Source organism: Nonomuraea aridisoli, from assembly GCF_003236395.1.
In the GTDB taxonomy this organism is placed as follows: Bacteria; Actinomycetota; Actinomycetes; order Streptosporangiales; family Streptosporangiaceae; genus Nonomuraea; species Nonomuraea aridisoli.
On sequence record NZ_POUD01000306.1, the window covers coordinates 1 to 10451 of the forward strand.

Sequence of the window (10451 nt, forward strand, 5' to 3'; positions counted from 1 at the left end):
ACCCTCCCGAGCCGCGGACCCTCGAGGGGCCCCGTCTCCAGCGACCCGCACGCTACAAGACGCCCCCGACAAATTCCTCGCCGGCGCGGGCCCGACCCGATGAAAAGTGGTCAGTCGTCGTCGAGGGTGAGCAGGCCGCGGCGGAAGGCGGTGGCGACGGCGGCCGCGCGGTCGTTGACACCGAGCTTGGTGTAGATGTGCAGCACGTGGCTCTTGACGGTGGCCTCGCTGATGAACAGCCGGGCGGCGGCCTCCCGGTTGGTGGCGCCCGCGGCGATGAGGCGGAGGATCTCCAGCTCCCGCGCGCTCAGCGGGTCGGCGGGGGCGCGGACCTGGCCGAGCAGCCGGGTGGCGACCGACGGGGAGAGCACGGCCTCGCCGCGCGCCGCCGTGCGGACGGCGCGGATGAGCTCCTCCGGGCCGGTGTCCTTGAGCAGGTAACCGGTGGCGCCCGCCTCGATGGCAGGCATGACGTCGCGGTCGGTGTCGTACGTCGTGAGGACGAGGACGCGGGCCGGCACGCCCAGCCGGGCCAGCTCCTTGATCGCGGTGACGCCGTCGGTGCCGGGCATGCGCAGGTCCATGAGGATCACGTCGGGCCGCAGCGCCCGGGCCAGCTCGACGGCCTCAGCGCCGTCGGCCGCCTCGCCGAGCACCTCGAAGCCCGGGTCGCCGGCGAACATGCCGCGCAACCCGTCGCGCACGATGGGGTGGTCGTCGGCGATGATCAGCCGGATCGGGGTCTCAGCCACGGGCCACCGCCGGGACGCTCACCGAGATCGCCGTGCCCGCGCCGGGCTCCGACTCGATCTCCAGGGTGCCCGCCAGCCTGCTGACCCGCTTGCGCATCGAGGTCAGCCCGAACCCGCCGCCGTCGCGGACGCGCTCGGGGTCGAAGCCGGCGCCGTCGTCGCGGACGTCCAAGGTGAGCACGTCTCCCATGTACGACAGGGTCAGCCCCACCCGGGAGGCGGCGGCGTGCTTCGCCGCGTTGGCCAGGGCCTCCTGCGCCGTGCGCAGCAGCGTCTCCTCCACCTCCGGATGCATGGGACGGACCGTACCAGTGACGGTGAAATCCGCGCGCACGCCGTGGAGCTCGCCCCACTGGGCGACGACCTCCGCCAGCGCGTCGGGCAGCGGCGCCGTCTCCAGCGGGCCGGGGCCCACCGCGTGCACCGAGCGCCGGGCCTCGGCCAGGCTCTCCTTCGCCAGCCCGATCGCGAGGTCCACGCGCCGCCGCCAGTCCGGGTCCTGCCGGGCCGCCTGGAGCTGGGTGACGATGCCGGTCAGTCCCTGGGCCAGGGTGTCGTGGATCTCGGCCGCCATGCGCTGCCGCTCGTCCAGCACGCCCGCCTCGCGGGCCTGGGACAGCAGCTGGGCCTGCAGGCCGGCGTTCTCCGCCATGGCCGCCTCCAGGCGCGCCACCATGCGCTCGCGCTCGGCGCTGCGTTCGGCCGTGATCTCGCCGACGAAACTGAACAGGCCAACCGCGGCCACGATCGCCGCCGTGAGGAACAGCTGGCCGAGGCCGGCCGACGGGGTCGCGGGGACTCCGCCGTAGTACGTCATGACGCTGATCGCGGCCGTGGCGGTGACCCCGGCGAACCGCCAGGCGTCCTTCAGGTAGTGCCAGGAGTGCAGGTATCCGACGAAGCCGAAGAAGCTCGCGAACCACACCCCCTGCGTGCACAGCGCCCCGATCAGCAGCACCAGCCCGGTCACGTAGACCGCGCGGGGCACGGCGGCCACGGTCGCGAGCCGCAGCCAGGCCGCCGCGAGCGCGGCGAGGCCCAGCATGACCCAGGACGGGCCGTCCGTGGCGAGGGCGACCACGGTGGAGACGGCCAGCAGCGCGTACGGCACGGCGGCCATCAGGCGCTCGAGGAGCCGTTCCGATCGGTCGAGCCGGCCGCTCATACGCTCACTCCCAGCGGAAGAACCGGGCCGCCAGGACGCTGACGACCAGTGCGTACGCGGCCATCACGCCCAGCGGCAGCGGATCGGGCACGCCGCCCGCCCAGACGTCCTGCATGGACAGCCGGAAAGCACCCATAGGGGTGTACTCCCCGACAGCGGCCACGATAGCTGGCATCTGGCTCGCGGGCTGCATGAGTCCGGCCAGGTACGCCAGCGGGAAGTACAGCAGCACGCCGATCCCGTTCGCGGAGCGGCCGTTCGGGGCAAGGGCGGCGATGAGCAGGCCGATGGCGAACATGGCGGCCGTGCCGAGGAGGAAGGTGAGCGCGCCGGGCAGCACCCGCGTGGGCAGGTGCGCGCCGAGGACGGCGCCCGCGACGGCGATCAGCAGGCCGCAGGCGGCCAGCGCGAGCACGAGCTGCAGGAGCACCTGCACCACCAGCAGGTTCGCCGGCCGCACCGGGGTGGTGGACAGCCGGCGCAGGATGCCGCGCTCGCGGTAGGTGGCCAAGGTGGTGGGCAGCATGTACAGGCCGACGAGGCCCACGGCGATCGCCAGCGCCATCGGCAGCAGCACGGTGTCGCCCGGCTCGATCGAGCTGCCGAAGACCACCAGGATGAACAGCGGAATGAGCAGGGAGAACACCGCACCGGGTTCCCGGACGAGCAGCTTGAGCTCGACGACGGCGAGCTTGGTCATGGTGGTGTCTCCTATCGGTCGGTGAAGGATCGGCCGGTCAGCGCGGCGAACGCGTCGTCGAGGGTGCGCCGGTCGATGCGCAGGTCGCTCACCGTCACCCGGTGGCGGGCGAGGTGGGCGGTGACCGCCGTGGCGAAGTCGCCCCTGCCGGTGACGACCACCCGGTCGCCCGTCCTGGTCACGTCGGTCACGCCGGGCAGCGCGTCGAGGCCCGCCACGGAGTCGCCCGGCAGCAGCGTGAACCGCATCCGCTGCTCGCCGCCGACCAGCCCCACCGGGGTGTCGAGGGCGACGACGCGGCCCCGGTCGAGGACGGCGACACGATCGCACAACTCCTCCACCTCGTCCATGAAGTGGCTGACCAGCACCACGGTCACGCCGTGGTCGCGGACCCGCTTGACCAGCTCCCAGGTGGCGCGGCGGGCCTGCGGGTCGAGGCCCGTGGTGAGCTCGTCGAGGAAGGCCACCCGCGGATCGCCGACCAGCGCCAGCGCGATGAACAGCCGCTGCCGCTGGCCGCCGGAGAGCTTGCCGAAGCGGGCGTCGCGCTTGTCCGCCAGGCCCCACTCCTCCAGGAGCTCGCGCCAGTCGCGCGGCCTGGCGTAGAAGGAGGCGTACAGGTCGAGGGCCTCCCACACCTTGATGTTCTCCGGCAGCTGGGTGTGCTGGAGCTGCACGCCGACCTGCTCGCGCAGCGCGCGCCCGTCGGTGTACGGGTCGAGGCCGAGCACGCGGATCGAGCCGCCGTCGGGCCGGCGCAGGCCCTCGACGCATTCGACGGTGGTGGTCTTGCCGGCGCCGTTGGGGCCGAGGATGCCGAAGATCTCGCCCGCCTCCACGGCGAACGACACCCCGTCGAGGACGGGGCGGCCGGCGTACCTCTTGCGGAGGTCTGTGACGTCGATGACTGCCATGGCTCAAGCGTCGTGCCCCGGCGCCCGCCGCGAATCGGCCCGCCGGCCACACTCGGCGGGCGATGGTGCTGGTTCCCGAATCCACCGTTCGGTTGATGGCGCCGCGAGCCGATCCGTGCTGGTTTACGCCGGGTGCGAATTCGTTAGGGGCGGCGTCGTTCCGGGTGGTTGGGTGCGTTCATGAATCTTCTCCTTCTTGGCGGCACGGCGTGGCTGGGGCGTGAGGTGGCCCGGCAGGCGATCGGGCGCGGGCACGCGGTGACGTGCCTGGCGCGCGGCGAGAGCGGGCCGGTGGCCGACGGCGCGGAGCTGGTCGTCGCCGACCGCCGGGCGGCCGGCGCGTACGAGCGGGTGCATGACCGGGAGTGGGACGCGGTGGTCGAGGTGTCGTGGCAGCCCGGCATGGTGCGCGGCGCGCTCGCGGCCCTGGCCGACCGGGCGGGTCACTGGACGTACGTCTCCTCCGGCAACGCGTACGCCTCCCACGGCGTGCCCGGCGCCGACGAGAGCACGCCCCTGCTGGAGCCGACCGACCGTGACGAGGTGGACAGGGAGCTGTACGGCGAGGCGAAGGTCGCCTGCGAGCTGGCCGGCGCCGAGGCGGTGGGCGACCGCCTGGTCATCGCGCGGGCCGGGCTGATCGGCGGGCCCGGCGACCACAGCGGGCGCTCGGGTTACTGGGCGGCGCGGGCCGCCCGCGACCCGCACGGGCCCCTGCTGGTGCCCGACTCGCCCGAGCTGCCCACGCAGGTGATCGACGTTCGCGACCTGGCCGCCTGGCTGCTCGACTGCGCCGAGAACGGCACCACCGGCACGTACAACGCGGTCGGGCCCGTGGTGCCGTTCGGGGAGTGGGTGGAGCAGTGCCGCGCCGTCGCGGGCCACACCGGCCCGGTCGTGCCGGCGGATCCCGACTGGCTGCTCCGGCAGGGCGTCGCCGAGTACATGGGGCCGGAGTCGTTGCCGATGTGGCTCGTCGAGCCGGGCTGGGAGGGCTGGTCGGCCCGCTCGGGCGCGGCGGCGCAGGCGGCGGGGCTGCGGCACCGCCCGCGAGCCGAGCTGCTCGCCGACCTGCTGGCCTGGGAGCGGGAGCAGGGCCTCGACCGGCCCCGCCGCGCCGGCCTGAGCGCCACCAGGGAGAAGGAGCTGCTGGCCGCGCTCGCTAGCCGACCCTGACCAGCAGGTCGCGGATCTCGTAGCCGCCGATGTCGTTGGCGAACGTCACCCGTGGCGCCGCCACCATGCGGATGCCGTCGAGGGCGAACAGGCGGCTGAGGAAGACGTCCGTCTCCAGGACGGCGATGCCGGAGCCGGGGCAGCGGTGCGGGCCGTCGCCGAAGGAGAGCGCGGCCCCGTCGGCGGGGCGGCCGGGGCACATCGCGAGCGGCCTCGCTCCGACGCCCGACGGGTCGGTGTTGGCGGCGTCCACGTGCACGTCGATCAGCGCGCCCGCCGGCACCGTGACCGGCGCGTCGCCGCCGTCGAGGGAGAGCGGCGCCGTCGTGCGGCGGCGCAGTTTCGCGACGACGGGTTCGAGCCGCAGGATCTCGTGCAGGACCGCCAGGCGGCCGGGCTCGTCGGCGGCGCGGTAGCGCTCCAGGAGGGCGTCGTCGGTGAACAGGTGCCAGGCCGCGACGCAGATGAACTCGCGGGTGGTCACCATGCCGGCCGCGGCGAAGGTCAGGCACTCGCCGAGGATCTCCGCGTCCGAGCAGCCCTCGTCGATCAGGTGGGAGATGAGGTCGTCGCGCGGCTCGCGGCGGTGGGCGCGCACGGCCGGGCGCACGTCGGCCAGGTAGAAGCGCAGCCAGTTGACGTTCTGGCGGACCAGCCAGTGGACCCCGTGGAAGCTGGTCAGGCCGGGCCGGCCGAACTTCTCGGGGAAGAACCGTTCCAGCCTGCCGCGGATGCCGGGCCTGCTGGAGGTCAGGCCGATGATCGCGCTCGCCACCTCGATCGCCGTCTCGAAGCTCAGCTCCGGCAGCTGCGCCTCGCCCGCCGCCCGCAACTTCGCGAGCCGACGTTCGGCGACGTCGGCCATCAGGTCGCGGTAGTGCTCGTCCACGCGGCGCGGCGTGAAGTACTTCGCGGTCTGGCGGCGGTGCTCTCGGTGTTCGGGCCCGTCGCGGTAGAGGACGGGGCGCCGCACCCGGGCGGGCAGCTTCTCGACCGTCTCGATGCCGAGGCCGGCCTGCACGGTGCCGGCGTCGCGCAGCACCGCGCGGGCCTGGGCGTACCCGGTGACCTGCCAGGTGCCGTCGTCGGCCCGGCGCACCGGGCAGCCGTCGTGCGGGGCGGGCCGGCGGATCTTGCGCGCGTCATCGTCCACCCCGCCCATGCTGAGCCCCGTACGGCGGCAGATCAAGGGCGTTCACAATCGTTCAAGACCCCGGCGGCGGCGCGCGCTACAACGGGACCCGTGAACGAGGTGGGTTTCCTCGGAATGGGGATCATGGGGCGGCCGATGGCGGTCAACCTGGTCCGCGCGGGCACTCCGCTCGTCGTCTGGAACCGGACGGCGGCCCGGTGCGAGCCGCTGCGGCAGGAGGGCGCGCGGGTGGCGGCGAGCCCCGCCGAGGTGTTCGAGCGGGCGCGCGTCGTGCTGCTCATGCTGGCCGACGAGGAGGCCGTGGACGCCGCGCTCGGGCGCGGCACGTCCCGCTTCGCGGCGAACGTCGCCGGACACGTGGTCGTCCACATGGGCACCACGTCACCGGCGTACTCGGCGGAGCTGGCCGCGGCCGTCCGCGAGGCCGGCGGCGACTACGTGGAGGCGCCCGTGTCGGGCTCCCGCGGCCCGGCGCGGGCCGGTCGGCTCGTGGCCATGCTGGCCGGCGACCCGGGAGCCGTCGAGGAGGTGCGGCCGCTGCTCGCGCCGATGTGCCGCGAGACGATCGTCTGCGGCGCGGTGCCCGGCGCGCTGCTGATGAAGCTGGCGGTGAACCTCTTCCTGATCACCATGGTCAGCGGCCTGGCCGAGGCCGCGCACTTCGCCGTACGGCATGGGCTGGACCTGGAACGGTTCCGGCAGGTGCTCGACGCGGGCCCGATGGCCAGCGTCGTCTCCCGGGAGAAGGCACGCAAGCTCGTCGAGGGCGACTTCGAGGCGCAGGCCGCGATCGCCGACGTGCTGAAGAACAACCGGCTCATCGCCGAGTCGGCGCGGGCGTCGGGCGTGGCCTCGCCGCTGCTCGACGTCTGCCACGGCCTGTTCTCCCGGGCGATGACCCTCGGGCATGGTGCGATGGATATGGTCGCCGTGGTCCGGGCCGTCGAGGCCGAGACCGAGCGCCTGACGCGAGGAGAGCAAGCGTGATCGTGATCGTCACCGGTGGTTCCCGGGGGATCGGCAGCAGCATCGTCGAACGGCTGTGCGCCGACGGGGTGGGCGTGCTGTTCACCCATTCCGGCTCCGACGAGGAGGCGGCCGAGCTCGCCGGACGCGTCGGCCCGCTCGCCCATCCCGTACGCCTGGACGTCGCCGGCGACGACGCCCCGGGCCGCCTCTTCGACCTCGCCGAGTCGCTGGGCGACGTGACGGGGCTGGTGAACAACGCCGGGGTCACCAGCCGGATCGGCCCGCTGACCGCGCTCAGGGACGAGGAGCTGCGGCGGGTCGTGGACGTCAACCTGGTGGCCCCGCTGCGCCTGTGCCGCGAGGCCGCCCGCCGGTGGGCCGACAGACCGAGCAAGGCCGGCAAGTCGGACAGGTCGATCGTCACGGTGTCGTCGGTCGCGGCCCGCACGGGCTCGCCCGGCGAGTACGTCGCCTACGCGGCCACCAAGGCGGCCGTCGAGACGATGACCGTCGGCCTGGCCAAGGAGCTCGCCCCCGGCGTACGCGTCAACGCGGTCTCCCCCGGGACCATCGAGACGTCGATCCACGCGCGGGCCGGCGAGCCCGGCCGGGCCTGGCGGGTGGCCGAGCGCATCCCCATGGGCCGTCCCGGCAAGCCGGAGGAGATCGCGGAGGCGGTCGCGTGGCTGCTGTCGGACAAGGCGTCGTACGTCACGGGAGCCGTGCTGAACGTCGCGGGCGGTCTGTGACCGCGGGCGATCCGGTCTGGGCGGCGAGCCACTGGCCTGGGGTGAGCCCGTAGGCGCGGCGGAACATCCGCGTCATGTGGCTCTGGTCGGCGAACCCCGCCGCCAGCGCCGCCTCCCCCAGCGGCAGCCCGCTCAGCAGGGCGCGGCGGGTGAGGTCGAGCCGGCGCATCGTCCTGAACCTGGTCGGGCTGGTGCCGAAGACGGCGCGGAACTGCCGGGCGATCGTCCACCGGTCGAGCCCCGAGACCTGTTCGAGCTCCGCGGCCGTGCGCCGGACGGCCGGATCGGCGGCGATGAGCTCCCGCACCCGGGCCAGCGCCGCGACGGGCGGCGGCCCGGCCGCGGCGCCGGACCGAGTGCGCGCGGGCGCGTCGGCGAGCCGCTCCAGCGCCGCCGCGACCAGCGTGACGACCTCGACCCACGCCAACTCCTCCAGCGGCTCGTCCAGGTGCCGCAGGCACGCCGCCAGCGCCGGATCCATCGCCTCGGGCCCGACGACCGGATCGGCGACGAACGGCAGCGGGCGGCCGCCCAGCGCCTCCTGCACGAGGTACGGGTCGACGTAGAGGATGCGGTAGCCGAACCCCTCGTCGGTGCCGGCCGCGCCGTCGTGCTCCTCGTCGGGATGCAGGACGTGCCACTCCCCCGGCAGGCAGCGCCGCAGCTCGCCCCGGTACCGGAACGTCTGCACGCCCGTCAGCGTCATGCCGATCGCGTACGTGTCGTGCCGGTGCGGGGAGAACGCCTCGCCGACGAGCGCCGCCTCCAGCCGTTCGATCCCCTGGGCGCCGCGCCCGAACCGCAACCGGTGGCCCGGCACCGCCCGCAGGTGCTCCATGGCTCCGTCACGTTAGCGCCCGCGCGCCGATCAACTTCATCAGGCTGTGATCTTGGGGACATCCGCCCGACACACGATGCTCGGAATGTGGCGGTTGATCCCTCTTTGCTCTGGAGGCACCGTGACCCCAGCACCCCCCTCCGACGCCGAGCTCGACACCATGATCAGGGCCCGCCTGGCGGCGTCGGGCATCGACCTCGACCAGCTTCCCCCCGGCACCACCCCCGACCCGGAGACGGGCGCGCCGGGCCGCGACACCGTCCTCGCCTCGCTGCGCTCGTTCGTGCGCGGCACGGTCACGTCGCTGGCGGCCTACCAGCCGCCCGCGCCGGACGGCTCCGCCGATCCCGCTCTGTCGCAGCAGCGCGCGCCGATGATGTACCCGTCGATCAGCGTGGAGTGGCGCCGATGAGCGGGCCTACCGACCGGTCGGTGGACCGGCGCGCGTTCCTCGCCAGGACCGCGGCGATGGGCGCGGCCGGGCTCGCCGCGAGCGCCTGGCCGTCGCCCGCGCACGCCTCCGTCAGGGAACGGCCCGGCCTGGACGTCTCCGGCGCCTACGTCAAACCGCGCCCCGAGGCCATGTCCGATCCCACGGAGCTCACCGTCGCCGAGGCCGCGTGGATGATCCGCGAGCGCCGGCTCAGCCCGCTGGAGCTGGTGGAGGCCTATCTCGCCAGAATCGACGCGTACGAGGCGACGTACCTGGCCTTCAACACGGTGCTCGCCGACGCCGCCCGGGAGGCGGCGCGCTCGGCGGGACGCCGGCGGGCGCGCGGCCCGCTGCACGGCATCCCGCTGGCGATCAAGGACAACTACTACACGCAGGGCGTGCCGACCACGGCGAACTCGTTCCTGTTCCGCGATTTCGTGCCGGGCTTCGACGCGACGGCCGTGGCGTCGCTCAAGGCCGCGGGGGCGATCGTGCTCGGCAAGACCCAGATGGGTCCGCTGGCCACCACCCGCGCCACCACTCCGTCGGGCGAGATCACCACGGTCAACGCCTGGACGCCGGGCGACCCGGGCGTCAACCCCGGCGGCTCGTCCACCGGCACCGCGACCGCCGTGGCGGGGCGGCTGGCCTCCTCCGGCACGGGCACGCAGACCGGCGGCTCCATCACGGCGCCGTCCAACGCGCAGAACCTCACCGGGCTCAAGCCGACCATGGGCCGGGTGTCGCTCTACGGCATCATCCCGCTCAGCTACACCCGCGACCATCCGGGGCCGCTCGCCCGCGACGCCAAGGACGCGGCGATCATGCTCGCCGCGATGGCCGGCGAGGACCCGGCCGACGCGCGGACGCAGGGCCTGCCACGGGTGCCCGCGCTCATCGACGCCGCCACCCCCGTGCGGTCGGGCGGGCGGGTGCGGCTGCGCTGGAACACCCGCGTCGGGGTGCTGCCCGGCTACGCCGACGGCTCGTCCGAGACCGCCGCCGCGCGCCGGGCGTTCCTGGCGGAGCTGGCCGCGATCCGCGGGGTGACGCTGGTCGAGGTGCCCTACCCCGACGAGTGGGACGTGCTCACCGGCAACGACTTCAACAACGTGCGGCTGCCGGAGCGCAGCGAGCCGTTCATGCCGTACCTGCGGTCGGACCTGCGCGGGTTCGGGGTGTCGGTGATCGGCTGGCTGCAGGGCGCGCTCCTGGGCGCCAACGAGTACGTCACCGGCCAGCGCGCCAAGCTGCTGCTGCTGGAACGCGTCCTGGACCAGACCTTCGAACGGTGCGACGTGGTGGTGCAGACCTCGCCGACGCCCTTCGACGCGATCGGCCTGCCGGAGATCGGCTTCCCGATCGGGTTCACGGGCTCGGGGCTGCCGATCGGCACGATCCTCGGCGGGCTGCCGTACGGCGAGGACCGGCTGCTGTCGGTCGTCGCCGCCTACCAGGCCGTCACCGACTGGCACTGGCGCCGCCGAGCGCCTGCACCCGCTTGCCGTGCCGGGTGCCGGTCTCGTAGACGTACTGGGCGATCGGGGTGGAGCCGACGAAGGAGACGCCGCGCACGTCGGGGTGTTCCAGCAGGCGGTCGAC

General features: G+C 74.1%; 10 protein-coding genes and 2 pseudogenes. 5 read left to right on the forward strand and 7 right to left on the reverse strand.

All coding sequences use genetic code 11. The features are described 5' to 3' along the window. Positions 1-110: 110 nt before the first annotated feature. Genes C1J01_RS41370 through C1J01_RS41385 form a run of 4 tightly spaced genes read right to left on the reverse strand, consistent with a single transcriptional unit; the run spans position 111 to position 3531 of the window. Positions 111-752 carry a response regulator gene (locus C1J01_RS41370; protein WP_111184510.1) on the reverse strand — a complete coding sequence of 214 codons (642 nt, stop codon included), beginning with the start codon at positions 750-752 and terminating at the stop codon, positions 111-113. After that, positions 745-1917 carry a sensor histidine kinase gene (locus C1J01_RS41375; protein WP_111184511.1) on the reverse strand — a complete coding sequence of 391 codons (1173 nt, stop codon included), beginning with the start codon at positions 1915-1917 and terminating at the stop codon, positions 745-747. The genes C1J01_RS41370 and C1J01_RS41375 overlap by 8 nt, the downstream gene beginning before the upstream one ends. 4 nt (positions 1918-1921) lie before the next feature. Beyond that, complete coding sequence (locus C1J01_RS41380; RefSeq protein ID WP_111184512.1) at positions 1922-2617, reverse strand: ABC transporter permease; 696 nt, start codon at positions 2615-2617, stop codon at positions 1922-1924. A gap of 11 nt (positions 2618-2628) precedes the next feature. Continuing rightward, complete coding sequence (locus C1J01_RS41385; RefSeq protein WP_111184513.1) at positions 2629-3531, reverse strand: ABC transporter ATP-binding protein; 903 nt, start codon at positions 3529-3531, stop codon at positions 2629-2631. A gap of 180 nt (positions 3532-3711) precedes the next feature. Here C1J01_RS41385 and C1J01_RS41390 point away from each other — a divergent pair, with 180 nt between their 5' ends. Continuing rightward, positions 3712-4707: an NAD-dependent epimerase/dehydratase family protein gene (locus C1J01_RS41390; RefSeq protein ID WP_111184514.1), complete on the forward strand. Its 996-nt coding sequence runs from the start codon at positions 3712-3714 to the stop codon at positions 4705-4707. Here the strand turns inward: C1J01_RS41390 and C1J01_RS41395 are convergent. Next, positions 4694-5860: a cytochrome P450 gene (locus C1J01_RS41395; RefSeq protein ID WP_220040367.1), complete on the reverse strand. Its 1167-nt coding sequence runs from the start codon at positions 5858-5860 to the stop codon at positions 4694-4696. The genes C1J01_RS41390 and C1J01_RS41395 overlap by 14 nt on opposite strands. Positions 5861-5950: 90 nt before the next feature. Here C1J01_RS41395 and C1J01_RS41400 point away from each other — a divergent pair, with 90 nt between their 5' ends. Further along, positions 5951-6847 (forward strand): NAD(P)-dependent oxidoreductase, encoded by an 897-nt coding sequence (locus C1J01_RS41400; RefSeq protein ID WP_111184516.1) that lies wholly within the window; start codon positions 5951-5953, stop codon positions 6845-6847. Continuing rightward, a complete protein-coding gene (locus C1J01_RS41405; protein WP_111184517.1) occupies positions 6844-7578 on the forward strand; it encodes an SDR family NAD(P)-dependent oxidoreductase in 735 nt (244 codons plus the stop codon). The genes C1J01_RS41400 and C1J01_RS41405 overlap by 4 nt, the downstream gene beginning before the upstream one ends. Here C1J01_RS41405 and C1J01_RS41410 read toward each other — a convergent pair. After that, a complete protein-coding gene (locus C1J01_RS41410) occupies positions 7541-8416 on the reverse strand; it encodes an AraC family transcriptional regulator (protein WP_111184518.1) in 876 nt (291 codons plus the stop codon). The genes C1J01_RS41405 and C1J01_RS41410 overlap by 38 nt on opposite strands. A gap of 121 nt (positions 8417-8537) precedes the next feature. Here C1J01_RS41410 and C1J01_RS41415 point away from each other — a divergent pair, with 121 nt between their 5' ends. Together C1J01_RS41415 and C1J01_RS52745 are read left to right on the forward strand one after the other, a co-directional pair. Next, a complete protein-coding gene (locus C1J01_RS41415; protein ID WP_111184519.1) occupies positions 8538-8828 on the forward strand; it encodes a hypothetical protein in 291 nt (96 codons plus the stop codon). 56 nt (positions 8829-8884) lie between these two features. Next, positions 8885-9868, forward strand: a pseudogene (locus C1J01_RS52745) (amidase); the annotation flags it as partial. Between the two features lie 457 nt (positions 9869-10325). Here the strand turns inward: C1J01_RS52745 and C1J01_RS52750 are convergent. Next, positions 10326-10451 (reverse strand): annotated as a pseudogene (locus C1J01_RS52750) (aldehyde dehydrogenase family protein); the annotation flags it as partial.

Excerpts from the sequence above, each read along its gene's own strand:
- C1J01_RS41375 (WP_111184511.1), bottom strand. The coding sequence starts at position 1,917 with ATGAGCGGCCGGCTCGACCGATCGGAACGGCTCCTCGAGCGCCTGATG.
- C1J01_RS41380 (WP_111184512.1), bottom strand. The coding sequence starts at position 2,617 with ATGACCAAGCTCGCCGTCGTCGAGCTCAAGCTGCTCGTCCGGGAACCC.
- C1J01_RS41385 (WP_111184513.1), bottom strand. The coding sequence starts at position 3,531 with ATGGCAGTCATCGACGTCACAGACCTCCGCAAGAGGTACGCCGGCCGC.
- C1J01_RS41390 (WP_111184514.1), top strand. The coding sequence starts at position 3,712 with ATGAATCTTCTCCTTCTTGGCGGCACGGCGTGGCTGGGGCGTGAGGTG.
- C1J01_RS41410 (WP_111184518.1), bottom strand. The coding sequence starts at position 8,416 with ATGGAGCACCTGCGGGCGGTGCCGGGCCACCGGTTGCGGTTCGGGCGC.